General features: G+C 67.8%; 12 protein-coding genes and 1 pseudogene. 4 read left to right on the forward strand and 9 right to left on the reverse strand.

Going from position 1 to position 16,020, the window contains the following annotated elements; genetic code table 11:
- Window positions 1-111: 111 nt before the first annotated feature.
- From ACTRWB_RS05535 to glcD, 8 genes are all read right to left on the reverse strand, one after another.
- Window positions 112-756, reverse strand: coding sequence for a response regulator (locus ACTRWB_RS05535; RefSeq protein ID WP_446901201.1), 645 nt, complete (start codon window positions 754-756; stop codon window positions 112-114).
- Window positions 757-788: 32 nt separating this feature from the next.
- Window positions 789-2,171: a cache domain-containing protein gene (locus ACTRWB_RS05540; protein WP_129516093.1), complete on the reverse strand. Its 1,383-nt coding sequence runs from the start codon at window positions 2,169-2,171 to the stop codon at window positions 789-791.
- Between the two features lie 137 nt (window positions 2,172-2,308).
- On the reverse strand, window positions 2,309-3,871 hold the full coding sequence (locus tag ACTRWB_RS05545) for a sensor domain-containing diguanylate cyclase (RefSeq protein WP_446901202.1): 1,563 nt from the start codon (window positions 3,869-3,871) through the stop codon (window positions 2,309-2,311).
- Between the two features lie 551 nt (window positions 3,872-4,422).
- Window positions 4,423-6,597 (reverse strand): malate synthase G, encoded by a 2,175-nt coding sequence (locus ACTRWB_RS05550; protein WP_129516091.1) that lies wholly within the window; start codon window positions 6,595-6,597, stop codon window positions 4,423-4,425.
- Window positions 6,598-6,639: 42 nt separating this feature from the next.
- Window positions 6,640-7,044, reverse strand: coding sequence for a GlcG/HbpS family heme-binding protein (locus ACTRWB_RS05555; protein WP_048246199.1), 405 nt, complete (start codon window positions 7,042-7,044; stop codon window positions 6,640-6,642).
- Window positions 7,045-7,064: 20 nt separating this feature from the next.
- Window positions 7,065-8,285: a glycolate oxidase subunit GlcF gene (gene glcF, locus ACTRWB_RS05560; protein WP_446901203.1), complete on the reverse strand. Its 1,221-nt coding sequence runs from the start codon at window positions 8,283-8,285 to the stop codon at window positions 7,065-7,067.
- A gap of 19 nt (window positions 8,286-8,304) precedes the next feature.
- Window positions 8,305-9,381 (reverse strand): glycolate oxidase subunit GlcE, encoded by a 1,077-nt coding sequence (gene glcE / locus ACTRWB_RS05565; RefSeq protein ID WP_446901204.1) that lies wholly within the window; start codon window positions 9,379-9,381, stop codon window positions 8,305-8,307.
- On the reverse strand, window positions 9,381-10,880 hold the full coding sequence (gene glcD, locus ACTRWB_RS05570) for a glycolate oxidase subunit GlcD (RefSeq protein WP_446901205.1): 1,500 nt from the start codon (window positions 10,878-10,880) through the stop codon (window positions 9,381-9,383). Before glcD ends, glcE begins: the two co-directional genes overlap by 1 nt.
- Window positions 10,881-11,098: 218 nt before the next feature.
- Between glcD and glcC the strand changes: the two genes are divergently transcribed.
- From glcC to ACTRWB_RS05585, 3 genes and pseudogenes are all read left to right on the forward strand, one after another.
- Window positions 11,099-11,869 (forward strand): transcriptional regulator GlcC, encoded by a 771-nt coding sequence (gene glcC / locus ACTRWB_RS05575; protein ID WP_193099530.1) that lies wholly within the window; start codon window positions 11,099-11,101, stop codon window positions 11,867-11,869.
- 232 nt (window positions 11,870-12,101) lie between these two features.
- Window positions 12,102-12,536, forward strand: a pseudogene (locus ACTRWB_RS05580) (DUF6306 domain-containing protein); the annotation flags it as partial.
- Window positions 12,537-12,811: 275 nt separating this feature from the next.
- On the forward strand, window positions 12,812-14,215 hold the full coding sequence (locus ACTRWB_RS05585; protein WP_446901206.1) for a GGDEF domain-containing protein: 1,404 nt from the start codon (window positions 12,812-12,814) through the stop codon (window positions 14,213-14,215).
- An 11-nt stretch (window positions 14,216-14,226) separates the two neighbouring features.
- Here the strand turns inward: ACTRWB_RS05585 and ACTRWB_RS05590 are convergent, their stop codons facing one another.
- A complete protein-coding gene (locus tag ACTRWB_RS05590) occupies window positions 14,227-15,357 on the reverse strand; it encodes an MFS transporter (RefSeq protein WP_446901207.1) in 1,131 nt (376 codons plus the stop codon).
- On the opposite strand from ACTRWB_RS05590, the gene ACTRWB_RS05595 reads away from it, so the two are divergent.
- Complete coding sequence (locus ACTRWB_RS05595; protein ID WP_240674466.1) at window positions 15,356-15,907, forward strand: ArsR/SmtB family transcription factor; 552 nt, start codon at window positions 15,356-15,358, stop codon at window positions 15,905-15,907. The genes ACTRWB_RS05590 and ACTRWB_RS05595 overlap by 2 nt on opposite strands.
- The last annotated feature ends 113 nt before the right edge of the window (window positions 15,908-16,020 follow it).

The raw sequence follows: 16,020 nt of genomic DNA on the forward strand, positions 1-16,020 counted from the left end.
TGTCGCCCGCCCGCGGCATGCGAAACGATTCCATCGACTCGGGGAGAGGACGATTGGGCGAATATGAAACGGGACGGCGAATCGTGACAGGGGCGCGGTTGTCGCGCCGCCCTACCGCCGCCGATGCTCGACCGCGAACTTGATCAGCTCGGCCTGTCCTTCGATCTCGAGCTTGCGCTTCAGGTTGAGCCGGTGCGTCTCCACGGTGCGTACCGACAGCGCCGCCTGGTGCGCGATCTGTTTGCTCGACAGCCCCTCGGCGAGTGCATCGAGGATGTCGCGTTCGCGCGGCGTCAGGCGATCGAGCGGCGACGCGGTCGCGCTCGCGTGAATCATCCGCGCGGCGAGCCCTTCGCTGAAGAACGTCTGGCCGGCCAGCACCGAGCCGATCGCGCGGACGATCTCGCTCGCGGGCGAATCCTTCAGCAGGTAGCCGCTCGCGCCGGCACGCACGGCCTGCGTCACGTATTCGACGTTGTCGTGCATCGACAGCATCAGCACGCGGATGCCGGGAAAGCGCTCGTGGAACACGCCCGCGAGCGTGATGCCGTTCATCCCGTTCATGCCGACGTCCATCAGCGCGAGATCGGGTTCGAGCGATGCGGCGAGCGCGAGCGCCTCGTCGGCGTTGCCGGCTTCGCCGACCACGGACAGGTCGGCCGCTTCGAGCCGCATCCGCAAGCCGTCGCGCACGAGCGGGTGATCGTCGACGAGCAGCAGTCGGGCGGCGGGCCGGGCGGTGTCGGGGGCGCTCATGCGTGAAAGGTCTCCTGTTATGGGGCGCGTCGTCAGGCGGCGCCGTGCAGCGGCACGCGCGCGGCCACGATCGTGTGGCCGACCTGCGACGCGATCGTCAGCATGCCGCCGAGCGCGTCGAGGCGCTCGCGCATGTTGCGCAGGCCGATGCCGCGGCGCGCGTCGGCCTGCGAGCGTTCGGCGTCGAAGCCGCAGCCGTTGTCGGCGATGGTCAGCGTGACGGCGTGCGCGCCGACGTCGAGCGTGACGGCCGCGCGCGACGCCTGCGCATGATGCACGATGTTGCTGAGCGCTTCCTGTGCGATCCGGAACAGCGCGGTGTTGACGGCGGCGGGCAGCGGCCGCGTGCCGCTGTGCGCGACCTGCGTATAGCCGATGTCGATGCCGCTTTCGGCGCCGAGTTCGCGCACGAGCTGTTCGAGCGCGGCCGCGAGGCCGAGATCGTCGAGCATCGCGGGGCGCAGCGCATGCGAGATGCGTCGCACTTCGCGCAGCGTATCGCCGAGCCGACCGACGCCGGTCACGAGCGCCTGCTCGGCCTCGGGCATACGCGCCGCGCCGCGTTCGAAGCGCGCGAGCGCGGATTCGAGCATCAGCTTCGCGGACACCATCATCTGGCTGATCCCGTCATGCAGTTCGCGCGACAGCCGCGCGCGTTCCTGCTCCTGCGATTCGACGACGCGCTGCGCGAGCAGCTTGAGCTTCGCGTCGGCGCTGCGCGACTCGCTGACGTTCAGCACCAGCGCGCACACGGCGATCGCCGCCGCCCCCGTGAGCGCGATCGCGGTGAGCCAGCTCATCGTGCGCTCGATGTTCGCGGACGCGCGCGCGTCGATGCGCTGCAGCGCGGTGTCGACGTCGTCGAGATAGATACCGGTGCCGACCATCCAGCCCCAGCGCTCCAGCGCGACGACGTAGCCGAGCTTCGGCGCGACGCGGCCCGTCGACGGCCGCTGCCACGCGTAGCGCACGTAGCCGCCGCCGTGCGACGCCGCGCCGATCAGCTTCTGGATCGTCAGCGCGCCCTGCGGGTCGCGCATCGACCAGAAGTTGTGGCCGACGCGCTCGGGCTCGCGCGGATGCATCAGCGAATTGCCGTGCAGGTCGTACACGAAGAAATAGCCGTCGGGGCCGAAATCCATTTTCTGCAGCATTGCGAGCGCCTGCGTGCGCAGCAACGCGTCGTCGCGGGCATTGCGGCCGCTCGCGTCGTAGAGCGGCATGATCGCGCTCGTCGCGAGCTCGACGTAATGCTTCAGCTCGACTTCCTTGCTCGACAGATACGCGGCCTGGATCGTCGCGTGCTGCGTGCGCGCGAGCGACGTCGCCTGCTGGCGCACGCCGAAGCCGATGCCGGCGATCGCGAGCAGGAACGGCACGATGGCCAGAAGGAAGATCTTTGCCTTGAGTCTCATGGTGGTGCGAAGCGGCCGCGAGCCGGTGCGGCCGGCCGGGCGCGTCAGCCGCGCGGCGGCGCGGTGGCGTGTCGAGCCGACATTGTCGGCGATTTTGCACGCGGACGGCGGCGGCCCGGCGGCCGCCCCGCCTTCGCTCAGGCCCGCCGAGACGCGAGATCGTCGGACACGGCCGTCAGCGCGACGATGCGGTTGCGCCCGGCTTCCTTCGCGCGATACAGCGCATCGTCGGCAAGCTTCAGCGCGGCCTGCATGTCGTCGTCGTGTTCCGGATAGCTCGTCGTCACGCCGATGCTCACCGTCAGGCGGCCGGTCGTGCCGGCGTCGTGCCGGATGCCGAGATCGAGGATGCCCGTGCGGATCGTCTCGGCGATCGTCACCGCGCCGTCCGTGTCGACGTCGGGCAGCACCACGACGAACTCCTCGCCGCCGTAGCGCGCCGCATAGTCGGCCGGGCGACGCAGGCAGCCGGCGATGCAGTGGCCGACCGCGGCGAGCGCGTCGTCGCCGGCCTGGTGGCCCTGCGTGTCGTTGTAGTGCTTGAAGTAATCGACGTCGATGAACAGCAGCGACAGCGCGAGCTGCGAGCGCGCGGCGCGGCGCCATTCGCGCGCGAGCGTGACGTCGAGCATCCGGCGGTTGTCGAGGCCCGTGAGGCCGTCGGTGCGCGCGAGCGCCTGCAACTCGGTTTCCGCGCGGTGGCGCTTGCGCAGCTGCACGTCGAGCAGCAGCGACAGGCCGACGAAGCCGATCGCGAGCGCGGCCATCGCGGAGCCGATCGGAATCGCACGGTCGTACCATGCGGCATAGATGTTCCCTTCCGATTGCGCGACCATGATTATGAGCGGCAGGTGGTCGAGGTGCCGGAATACGTACAGGCGCCGCACGCCGTCGATCGACGCGGTGTCGGCGAAGCTGCCGTCGCTGGCGGTCATGAATTTCCGGAATGTGCTGGCGCGGCGGATGTCGCGGCCGACGATCGCCGGGTCGTACGGTTCGCGCGCGAGCATCCGGCCGTCCGTGTTGATCAGCGCGATCGAGCCGCGGTCGCCGAGCGACAGGCGCGAGAACAGGTTCTGGAAATATTCGAGCCGGATCGACATCACGGCGACGCCGCCGAACGACCCGTCGGGCTTCGAGATCCGCCGGCTGAGCGCGATGCTCGGCGAGCCGCCGCGCAGCCGCGAATGGTACGGGTCGCTGACGTACAGGCCGACGTCGGGGTGGTCGCGGTGCACGGTGAAGTACGGCTCGTTGCCGAAGTTGGCCTTGCGCGGCACGTCGCTCTTGCCGTCGACCGCGATGTCGCCCTTGGCGTCGAGCACGTAGATGCCGCCGAGGTACTTGGCGGTCGTCGCGCGGTCGAACAGCACCTGGCGGCGCAGCGGCATCGGCAGCCTGACGACCTCGGGGTCGTTCTCGCCTTCGACGACGGCCTGCAGCGACAGCGAATAGATCTCGATGTTGCGCTCGATGTCCCACGACGCCATCAGCGCGAGGTTCTGCTGCGTGATGCGTGCGCGGTCGCGCGCGTCCATGCGGCCCTCGTACAGCACGATCGCGCACAGGAGCAGCAGGACCAGCGCAATCAGCAGGCCGGAATAGAAGATCAGGTGCGGCAGCAGGAATCTGCGCAGATGAGCGGCGACACGGCTCGTCAGGCCGGATTCGCTGGGCATTGCGTAGTCGGTTTCTGCCATGGTCCGTGGATCGATGGGCATCGCCGCCGGGACGCGGGGCGATGCGATTGTTCGTATGACGTGTCGGCGGCGATCCGTTACGCGGCCATTCCGACGCCTCCCTGCCGGTTGGCGGAGAAAATGGACACCGATTATCGGCAATCGCGGCTAGATATACCGGTAAATCATGCATTCATTGGCGACATCTGCAGCGATTCGATGATCCGACGAATCGGGCAGTGCGGATTCAACGGAGTATAACGCGCACGTCGGGATGCGCGGAAAATGTTGCGACCCGTTGATCCGGATCAAATTACAGTGAAATACCGAGCTTGCGGATATCGGGCAAAGCGTTGCAGCGCAAGGCTTTGCGGCATGGCGGAAGACGCCGTGCGGTGCACGGCCGCCGATTTCGTCGGTTTAACGGGGGGACGCACTCGAAAAGCGAAAGCGGGCAATATGCGCCGATTATTCGTTTCAAAGGTCGCACGAATGCAAGTATGAAAACGGGCGGCCACGAAGGCCGCCCGTTCGTATAGCCGGCATGTGGGGCGAGCCCCGCATGCGCATGCTTAACCGCCGTGCTGTTGCGCCTTGTACGCGAGCCGGAACCGGTGCAGCAGCGGCTCGGTATAACCGCTCGGCTGCGACGTGCCCTGCAGCGCGAGCGCGCACGCGGCCTTGAACGCGGTCGACTGGTCGTAGCCGGGCGCCATCGGACGATAGTTCGGGTCGCCCGCGTTCTGCTGGTCGACGACGCGCGCCATCCGCTTGAATACGTCGAGCACGAACGCCTCGGTGATCACGCCGTGGCGCAGCCAGTTCGCGATGTGCTGGCTCGAAATGCGCAGCGTCGCGCGGTCTTCCATCAGGCCGACGTCATGGATGTCCGGCACCTTCGAGCAGCCGACGCCCTGTTCGACCCAGCGCACGACGTAGCCGAGGATGCCCTGCGCGTTGTTCTCGACCTCGCGCAGGATCTCCTCCTCGCTCCATTCGGCGCGCTCGACGACCGGCACGGTCAGCAGGCCTTCGAGCAGCGTGTCGCGCTCGCTCGCGTACGGCGTCTTTTCGAGCGCCTGCTGGACGGCCTGCACGTCGACGAGATGGTAGTGCAGCGCGTGCAGCGTCGCGGCGGTCGGCGACGGCACCCACGCGGTGTTCGCGCCGGCGCGCGGATGCGCGATCTTCTGCTCGAGCATCGCGTGCATCAGGTCCGGCATCGCCCACATGCCTTTGCCGATCTGCGCGCGGCCGCGCAGGCCGGCGGACAGGCCCGCGAGCACGTTGTTGCGTTCGTACGACGTGATCCATGCCGACGACTTCATGTCGCCCTTGCGGATCATCGGGCCCGCTTCCATTGCGGTGTGCATCTCGTCGCCGGTGCGGTCGAGGAAGCCGGTGTTGATGAACGCGACACGCGCGGCGGCGGCCGCGATGCACGCGGCGAGGTTCACGCTGGTGCGGCGTTCCTCGTCCATGATGCCCATCTTCAGCGTGTTGCGCGGCAGGCCGTACAGATCCTCGATGCGCGCGAACAGCGTATCGGCGAACGCGACTTCGACCGGGCCGTGCATCTTCGGCTTCACGATGTAGATCGAGCCCGTGCGCGAGTTGCGCTTCGCCTTCAGGTCATGCAGCGCGCACAGCGTCGTGACGACGCCGTCGAGGATCCCTTCCGGAATCTCGTTGCCGTCGCGATCGAGCACCGCGCCGTTGGTCATCAGGTGGCCGACGTTGCGCACGAACAGCAGCGAGCGGCCATGCAGCGACAGCGTGCCGCCGTCGGGCGTCGTGTAGTCGCGGTCGGCGTTCAGGCGGCGCGTGAAGCTTTTGCCGCCCTTCGCGACTTCCTCGACCAGCGTGCCCTGCATCAGCCCGAGCCAGTTGCGGTAGAGCTGGACCTTGTCGTCGGCGTCGACCGCCGCGACCGAATCCTCGCAGTCGATGATCGTGCTGACCGCGGCCTCGAGCACGACGTCCTTCACGTTCGCGAGATCGGCGCGGCCGATCGGCGTCGATGCGTCGATCTGGATCTCGAGGTGCAGCCCGTTGTGCTTCAGCAGGATCGCCGACGGTGCATCGGCCGCGCCCTGGTAGCCGACGAACTGCGCCGGCTGCGCGAGCGGCACGCTGCCCTTGGCGGTTTCGACGGCGAGCTGGCCGTCCTGCACGCGGTAGCGCAGCGCGTCGCTGTGCGAGCCGCTCGCGAGCGGCGCCGCGTTGTCGAGTACGTTGCGCGCGTAGTCGATCACGCGCTGGCCGCGCGTCGGGTTGTAGGTGGCGGTGCGTTCGGCGCCGCCGTCTTCGGGCAGCGCGTCGGTGCCGTACAGCGCGTCGTACAGGCTGCCCCAGCGGGCGTTCGCGGCGTTCAGCGCATAACGCGCGTTCGACAGCGGCACGACGAGCTGCGGGCCGGCCTGCGTGGCGATCTCGCTGTCGACGTTCGCGGTGGCTGCCGCGACGTTCGACGGGACCGGCACGAGGTAGCCGATCTGTTCGAGGAACGCGCGATACGCGGCGTGGTCGCGCACGGGGCCGGGGTGCGCGCGGTGCCAGGTGTCGAGTTCCTGCTGCAGGCGGTCGCGTTCCGCGAGCAGTTCGCGGTTGCGCGGCGCCAGGTCGTGCACCAGGGCCGAGAAACCGCTCCAGAACGCGGCCTTGTCGATGCCGGTGCCCGGCAGCGCTTCGTTTTCAATGAACTGGCTCAGCGCTGGCGCGACTTGCAGTCCTGCTTGGTCGATCATCGTTAATCCTCCCGGGGAAAAAATCGCGCGCGGCTTGGCTGGTTATGTCGCGACGCTTTGTGTGCCGGCGCGGGCGATCTGCGCGTCCTGTTCGGACTTTACGCCAGACACGCCGATCGCACCCGCAATCCGGCCGCCGACCGTGACCGGCACGCCGCCTTCGAGCAACCCCGTCAGCGGCACGCTGAGAAACGCGGTGCGGCCACCGTTGATCATATCCTCATACGCCTTCGTCTCGCGACGGCCGAGCGCCGCCGCGCGTGCCTTGTCCTGCGCGATGTAAGAACTGGCCGGCGATGCACCGTTCAGGCGCGCGAACGCGAGCAGGTGGCCGCCGTCGTCGACGACGGCGATCGACACGGCCCAGCCGTGGCGCTCCGCTTCCGCGCGGGCGGCGGCGAGCATGCGGTCGGCATCGGCGAGTTCGAGTTCGGGTTTCGTTTGCATGGCGTTCCTCCGAAAACAGGTCAGTTGACGAGTCGGTTGTCGACGAGTTCGATCCAGTGGCGCACCAGCGTGCGGCCCGCGCCGTTCAGGTGAGTCTGGCAGCCGACGTTGGCCGTGACAATCAGGTCCGGCCGCGCGGCTTCGAGCGCATCGAGCCGGTTGTCGCGCAGTTTCGTCGCAAGCTCGGGCTGCGTCAGCGAATACGTGCCGGCCGAGCCGCAGCACAGGTGGCCGTCGGCGACATTCGTCAGATCGAAGCCGAGCCGCGTCAGGATGCTTTCGACCGCACCGCCGAGGCGCTGTGCGTGCTGCAGCGTGCACGGGCAGTGGACCGCGACGCGACGTTGCGTCGAATCGGTCAGCGCGTCGAGCGGCTCGGCCGCGATCACCTCGGCGAGATCGCGCGCAAGCGCGCTGACGCGCCGTGCCTTGTCCGCATAGGCGGGGTCGGAGCGCAGCAGGTCGCCGTATTCCTTGACGAACGCGCCGCAGCCGCTCGCCGTCAGCACGATCGCTTCCGCGCCGGCTTCGATCGCGGGCCACCACGCGTCGATGTTGCGGCGCGCGCGGGCGAGGCCCGCGTCCTGCGCGTTCAGGTGATATTCGGTCGCGCCGCAGCAGCCGGCTTCGCGCGCCGGGCTCACGCTGATGCCGAGCCGGTCGAGCACGCGCGCGGCGGCCGCATTGGTGTTCGGCGACAGCGACGGCTGCACGCAGCCTTCGAGCATCAGCACGCGCCGCGCGTGGCGCACCGGCGGGCGCGGTGCGGCCACGGGCGCGGCGGCCGGGATCTTGTCCTGCAGCGTGCCGGGCAGCAGCGGGCGCAGTGCGCGACCGGCCTTCAGCAATGCGGCGAACGTCGCCGGGCGCGGCACCACATGGCGCAGTCCCGCACGCAGCAGGCGCTCGCGCGCGGGCCGCTGCGCGCGCTTCTCGGCTTCCGCGCGGCCGATGTCGAGCAGCGTGTGATAACGCACGCCGGACGGGCAGGTCGTCTCGCAGTTGCGGCACGTCAGGCAGCGGTCGAGATGCTGCTGCGTGCGCTCGCCGCACGGCTCGCCTTCGAGCAGCTGCTTGATCAGGTAGATGCGGCCGCGCGGCCCGTCGAGCTCGTTGCCGAGCACCTGGTAGGTCGGGCAGGTCGCGTTGCAGAAGCCGCAGTGCACGCACGCGCGCAGGATCGCTTCCGCTTCGTCGGCCCGGGCGAGGGCCTTGCTTGCTTCGCTGAGATTGGTTTGCATCGGCGGGTCGCTTCGAAGGTCAGAAGTCGGCGGTCAGGCGGCCGGGATTGAAGATCGCGTGCGGGTCGAGCTGCGCCTTGAGCTGTCGATGCACGCGCAACAAGGCGGGCGGCAGCGGCTGGAACGGCTCGCGCGTCGTACCCGGCGTGAAGCAGGTCGCGTGGCCGCCCCATTGCGCGGCCAGCCGCTGTACGTCGGCCGGCGCGGCGTCGCTCTTCAGCCAGCGCTGTGCGCCGCCCCAGTCGGCGAGCAATGCGCCGGGCAACGCATCGAGCGGCGCGGCGGCCGGTACCGACACGCGCCACAGCGGGCGTGGATCGTCGAAGAACGGCAGCGTGTGATCGTGCAGCCGCGCCCAGAACGCGTCGCCGGTGTCGTCCATGCGGTCGCCGCCGATCGTGGCGCGCGCGGCCTTCACCGAGCCCTCGCCGCCTTCGATCCGCACGCGCAGCACGCCGTCCGCGTGGCATGCGCCTGCGAGCGGCAGCCCCGCGCGCCGCCACGCGGCGACGCGCCGCACGGCTTCGCCCGCGGCCAGCGGCAACGCGAGATCGCCGGTCGCGCGCGGCTTCGGCAGCACCTTCAGCGACACCTCGGTCACGACGCCGAGGCAGCCGAAGCTGCCCGCGAGCAGCCGCGATACGTCGTAGCCCGCGACGTTCTTCATCACTTCGCCGCCGAAGCGCAGGTGCTTCGCGTGGCCGGTGATCACGCGGCAGCCGAGCACGAAATCGCGCACCGCGCCGGCCCACGGGCGGCGCGGCCCCGACAGCGCCGCCGCGAACATCCCGCCGACCGTTGCCGCGCCGCCGAACGACGGCGGCTCGCACGGCAGCATCTGGCCGGCCGCGTCGAGCATCGCTTCGAGCGCGGCGAGCGGCGTGCCAGCGCGCGCGGTGACGACGAGTTCGGTCGGGTCGTACGCGACGATGCCGCGATGCGTGCGCACGTCGAGCGTGCGGCCTTCGACGGGGCGACCGAGAAAAGCCTTCGTGCCGGCGCCGCGAATGTGCAGCGGCTGGCGGTCGTGGCGTGCGGCGTCGACCTGGGCGACGAGCGCCGCGCTGTCGTCGATCGATTCGATTTCGCGTCGCATCAGAAGCGCTCCAGTTCGGGAAACGGCAGCTTGCCGTGATGGACGTGCATCGCGCCGAATTCGGCGCAGCGGTGCAGCGTCGGGATGTTCTTGCCGGGATTGAGCAGGCCCTGCGGATCGAACGCGGCCTTCACCGCGTGGAAGAACGTGATTTCGTCGGCGTTGAACTGCACGCACATCTGGTTGATCTTCTCGCGGCCGACGCCGTGCTCGCCGGTGATGCTGCCGCCGACCGCGACGCACAGCGCGAGGATTCGGCCGCCGAGCGCTTCGGCGCGATCGAGCTCGCCGGGCCGGTTCGCATCGAACAGGATCAGCGGGTGCATGTTGCCGTCGCCCGCATGGAACACGTTCGCGACGGGCAGCCCGTATTCGGCGGACAGCGCGGCGATGCCTTCGAGCACGCGTGGCAACTCGCGGCGTGGGATCGTGCCGTCCATGCAGTAGTAGTCGGGCGACATGCGGCCGACCGCGGGGAACGCGTTCTTGCGGCCGGCCCAGAAGCGCTGGCGCTCGGCTTCGTCGCGCGCGACGCGGATCTCCGTCGCGCCCGCTTCGCGCAGCAGCGCGGCGACGCGTTCGGCGTCCTCGTCGACGTCGCTCGCCGCGCCGTCGAGTTCGCACAGCAGGATCGCCTGCGCATCGACCGGATAACCCGCGTGGATGAAATCCTCGGCCGCGCGGATCGCGAGGTTGTCCATCATTTCGAGGCCGCCCGGAATCACGCCCGCGCCGATGATCCGCGCGACCGCGGCGCCGGCCTCGGCGACGTCGTCGAAGCTCGCCATCAGCACCTTCACGCTCGGCGGCTTCGGCAGCAGCTTCACGGTGACTTCCGTGACGATGCCGAGCATCCCTTCGGAGCCGGTGAACAGCGCGAGCAGATCGAAGCCAGGTGCGTCGAGCGCATCCGCGCCGAGCGTGAGCGTGTCGCCGTCGATCGTCAGGATCTCGACCTTCAGGATGTTGTGCACCGTGAGCCCGTATTTCAGGCAATGCACGCCGCCCGCGTTTTCGGCGACGTTGCCGCCGATCGAGCAGGCGATCTGCGACGACGGATCGGGCGCGTAGTAGAGACCGTGCGGCGCGGCCGCCTGCGAGATCGCGAGGTTGCGCACGCCGGGCTGCACGCGCGCGATGCCGGCATCGGGGTCGATGTCGAGAATCCGGTTGAACTTCGCCATCACGAGCAGGATGCCTTTTTCGAGCGGCATCGCGCCGCCCGACAGCCCCGTGCCCGCGCCGCGCGCGACCACCGGCACGCGGTGCGCGGCCGCGACGCGCAGCACCGCGCGCACCTGCTCGACCGTGTCGGGCAGCACGACCGCGAGCGGCACCGTGCGGTACGCGGCGAGGCCGTCGCATTCGAACGGCTTGAGCGCCTCGCGTTCGTGCAGCACGTCGAGGCCGGGCGCCGCCGCGTGCAGCGCGGCGACGAGCGTGTTGCGGTCGACGGTGGCCAGCGCGCCGTCGATCCGTTCGTCGTAGATGAAACTCATCGGTCTGTCTCCACCATGCAGGCGGCCGCGCGATGCGCGACATGCCGGATGGACGCGATTCTTGGCGGGCCGGGCGCGCCTGTCCAGACGTGTTCCATGTGGTAATACCAGTTTTTGAGAAGGCACCTTGAAGCGGCTGCGAAGCGAACCGCAAAACCGAATGTGGAAAAGGGTTTGTGCGAAAATCGCCGATATCCGTCCCAAGTGGTCATACCAGTATGGAAATGCAGGATCGAGAGCGGCCGACGCGACGCGTGGCCGACGTCGTCGCCGAGCGGATCGAGAAGCTGATCGTCGATGGCGTGCTGAAAGCCGGGCAGGCGCTGCCGTCGGAACGGCGGCTGACCGAGAAGCTCGGCGTGTCGCGCACGGCCGTGCGCGAAGGGATGAAGCTGCTGCACGCGCGCGGGATCATCGACACGGCGCACGGCAAGGGTTCGTTCGTCGCGAGCCTGACCCCGCAGCGCGAAATCACGCCGATGATGCATCTGCTCGGCTCGCAGCCGCGCACGCTGTACGACCTGTTCGAGGTGCGCGGGATGCTCGAGGCCGAGGCCGCGCGACTCGCCGCGCTGCGCGGCACGCCGGCGGACTTCATCCTGATCAAGCGCCGCTACGACGAAATGACGGCGGCCGATGCGCAGGATCTCGATCCCGCCGCGCGTGCGAAGCTCGACCATGCATTCCATCTCGCGATCTGCGAGGCGTCGCACAACCCCGTGCTCGTCAACACGCTGCAGTCGCTGACCGACCTGCTGCTCAGTTCGGTGTTCGCGTCGGTGAACAACCTCTATCACCGCGAACCGCTGAAGAAGCAGATCGACCGCCAGCATGCGCGGCTCTACAACGCGGTCACGGGGCGGCTGCCCGACCAGGCGCGCAAGGCCGCGAGCGAACATATCCGCCAGTGCGTCGACTATCTGCGCGAGATCGAGCAGGAGGAGCAGCGGCTCGTGCGCTCGACGTTGCGGCTCGAAGGGTGGACGTGAGGTTGTTCGGCATGACTTGACGCGCATCACGCGCGGCGAGTCGCACGGCGGCGCGAGCCACATCGGCGTGTCACACTGGGATTCATTCCTCGCGCGGTCCGCTGCCTTCCGCATGATGCGTGGATCGGTTGTGCGCGCAGTGCATGACGGGTCCGCGTCGAACGTAGCGGTGCGCCGCCCATCCCGAAACGGAGGACATTCGATGTCGAACCTGACCGGCGACGACGGGCCCGCCGATGCGCAGCGCGACGCGCTGCTCGCGTTGCTGAACGAACTGCTGGAGGCCGAGCGTGCCGGCGCGCGCGTTGCGTCGGAGACGGCGGCCGAGATCACCGATCCCGAGTTGCACAGGCTTGTCGCGGGCATTCGCCAGGACGAAGCGCACTGGTGCAGCGTGCTCGTCGATGCGATCCGGTCGCTCGACGCGGTGCCGACGCGCGCGACCGGCGCGTTCTACGAAAAGGCGATGGCGATCGACGATCTGACGGAGCGCATGGCGTTCCTGAACCGTGGCCAGCGCTGGGTCGTCCGCAAGCTGCAGGCGCTGCTGCCCACGCTCGCAGAACCGGATATCCATCACGCGCTGTCGCTGATGCTGGTTGCGCACGAGAAGAACATCGGCGCGGTGGATGCGCGGTTGCGCGACGGAGGATCGGGCCGCGGGTAGCGGCGGCCGGCCACGAAGCGCCACTCGCCATTCACGCCACGTGATCGCTCCGGCATCCGGTCCGTCCTGCAAACAGGCGTTCGATCGGCGAAGACGAACGTGGCGTCACCGACCATTCCCGTCATCCGCAACGCCCGGATTACGTTCGTAAGAACCGGTTTCGATTCAATTCGACGATCTATTTACTGCACGCGACTCTATGGTGTCCGACCAGTATCAAATGCAAATCGCTACGCATATACTGGATTCATCCGATGAAATCCGGAGGGGAGACGATGAGCATCGCTGCATCCGCAAACGAGCCGGCCGCCGCCATCCAGTTCATCACCAAGGCCTACGCCAGGCTGCTGCTCGCCGGCTTCGCTTTGGTGCCGGCCTTTCTGATCGCGTACCTCTATTTCTTTCAGAACCCCGCGCTGAAATTCGAGAATCACGCTTTCCACGAGCTGGCGATCGCAGCCGCGACGCTCGAAGGCGTGTTCGTCACCTACGTGTGCTGGCGTTGTTATCGCCTGTCGGGAGAGCCATTGCTGCGTTGGCTGACGCTCGGCTTTCTGGGCTTTTCGCTGGTCTACGCATTGCACGGTGCGTTCACCGGCATGGCGCACCACAATATCTGGCTCTTCCTGCTGTATGGGCCGGCCTCGCGCCTCGTCATGTCCATCTTGATCTTCGTCGGACAGCTCTCGTACAGCCGGTCGGCGGACACCGAGGCGGTCCGTGTCAATCGTCGGGCGTGGGCGACATGGATCGTCGTGTTCCTGGTGATCGATGTGCTGGTGGCCTGGGTCGCGTACTCGCCATTTGCCGGCAGTCCGTGGGTTCGTCTGTCGATGGAAGGCGGCGCACTTGCGTTTTCGACCGTCAACGTCATCGCACTGGTGATGCGGCGCATCCGCACCCCGCTTATGCTGATCTACGGCATCTCGGTGTCGTCGTTCGCGCTGTCGTCGCTTGCGTTCATCCTCGGCCGCCCGTGGAACCACATGTGGTGGCTCGCGCATGTGATCTTCGCCGGAGGGTTTTTCCTGCTGAGTTACGGTGTCGTGCAGGCATTTCACACCACGCGCTCGTTCTCGACCATCTATAGCCAGGAAGAGCTGTTTGCGCGCTTGCGCGAAGCGATGGCCCGCACGGAACGTGCGTTGCAGGAGCTGCAGCGAACTAACGAGAAACTCGAATACATGGCCGCAACCGATCCGCTGACCGGCGCGGCCAACCGGCGGCGGTTCATCGAAAGCGTCGAGGCGGAAATTGCCCGCGCGAAACGCAACGGCGCGCCGTTCTCGCTGCTGGCACTCGACCTCGACCACTTCAAGGTCATCAACGATAGTTACGGGCATCAGACGGGCGACCAGGTCCTGCAACGCTTCGTCAAGAAATGCCTCGACGCGATCCGCCCGTACGACGGCGTGGCGCGGGTGGGCGGCGAGGAATTCATGGTGTTGTTGCCGCAGGCCGCGCTGGATACCGCGCGCTCGGTCGGCGAGCGCATTCGCGCGGCGATTGCCGGCACGCCGTTCGAGAATGGCGATGGCAAACCGATCGAGCTCACGGTGAGCGTCGGCATCTCGGAGTTTGGCCGTGACGGGGAGACGATCGACGCGATTCTGCGCAAGGCTGACGAGCGCTTGTATGAGGCCAAGCATCAGGGGCGGAACCGCGTGATCGCCGCGTAGCTGGCGCGCACCTACGGCCGGTCGGCGCCGAGTTTCAGCGATCGGAACACCATGCCGCCGGCGCCGAGCGCAATCAGCGCCAGTGCGATGGCAAAGGCAGTGGCACCGGCCGCCAGGCCAAGGAAGTCGATCGCGTAGCCGGTCATGACGGGCAGCAGCCCCGCCGGCAGATAGCCGCCGATATTCATGACGGCAATGGCCTCGGCCCTGCGCGTGTCCGGCACATGCAGGCCGATGAGCGTCAGGCCACCTAATTGCCCGAGACCTTGCGCCATCCCCGCGAACAGCGCGGCGGCCAACAGAACGGGTGCCGACAGCATGTGCACCGCGACACACAGTGCACCCATCGACAGTACGGTCGCGGTCGTGCCCGCCGCGAACAACGCGCGTACCGACCACTGCCGCACGGTGAACTGAACGCCCGTTGCAGCGAGAAACATCGCGCACGCCATGCCGCCGGCGAGCAACGGGCTGCGAACGTCGAGCAGGCGGGCGAGTAACGAAGGCCCCAACGCAAGCACGAACGAGGTTGCGGTAATGCCGGGCCCGAACACGCCGATACCGGCCGCGACGTGGCGTCGATTCATCGCCGGGACCGACGGCAAATGCAGACGCGCGCCTTGGCCGCTTGCCCGTGCTGGCCGGCCAAGCGGCAAGCGCCACGCGATGATGAGCGCACTCAGCAACACGAGAAATTCGATGCCGAAAACCGGCGCTATCGGATGCGCGACCGTTTGCGCCGCGCCGCCGGCCAGTAACGGCCCGAGGCCCGCGCCGAGAACCATCGCCACCGATGCGAGCAGGGCGGCCTGACGTCGACGCTCACCGCCGCCGAGGTCCGCCACGGACGCCATGCCCGCCGACACGATGACGCCGACCGAGATACCCGTCAGCAGCCGCGCAACGGCAAGCGTTGCAATGGACGTTGCGCTGGCGAACAACGCACACGCGACCAGCGCCACGAGGATCCCCGGCAGAAGAACCGGCTTGCGGCCGTAACGATCCGATAGCTGTCCGGCGACCGACAGCGCGGCCAGTAGTCCGAGGATGTAAAGGGCAAAGATGACCGTCAGCGTGCCGGATGAAAAACCGAGCGTGCGCTGCCAGACCACATACAGCGGCGTCGGGGAATTGGACAGCATGAACACCGACGTGACCGTCCATGCGGCGCGCCACATGTCGGGGGAAATGCGCGCGGACGCGCGGCTGGATTGCACTGCGGCAGTGTCGGACACGGCAACCTTCCTTGTACGAGTTTTTTCGTACTATAGCTTAGTTCGAAAAAACTCGTACAGTGATATAGTCGTGAACATGAAACGCACACCTCACCACGACCCGGCCGCCGCAGTTCCTGCCAACCTTCCCGATCCGCTGCCGGAACCGGCCGTATCCGATTTGCGTCTGGACGCGATCTTCGGCGCACTGGCCGACCCGTTGCGCCTGACGATCGTCCGCCGGTTGTTGCTGGAATCCGAGGCGTACGACCATCCGTGCAGCTGGTTCGGTTTCAATCGTGCGAAATCGTCATTGACCCATCACTTCAAGGCGCTGCGTGAAGCGGGCGTGATTCGCCAGCGTCAATACGGGCTCGAGCGACGCAGCCGCGTGCGAACCGAGGATCTCGATGCGCGATTTCCGGGGCTCCTGCAACTGGTGATCGCATGGGAGCCGTCCGGCGACGAACCGGGCTGATTCCGCGCGTAGCGTCCGCGTGCGGACAGGAAGATCCGCGCCGAACGAAAAAAAGCCCGCCGAAGCGGGCAACCTCACGATGCGGAGGGGGAGATGCGTATACGCACGCAGCG

The sequence above is a fragment of the Burkholderia sp. YIM B11467 genome (assembly GCF_052952715.1).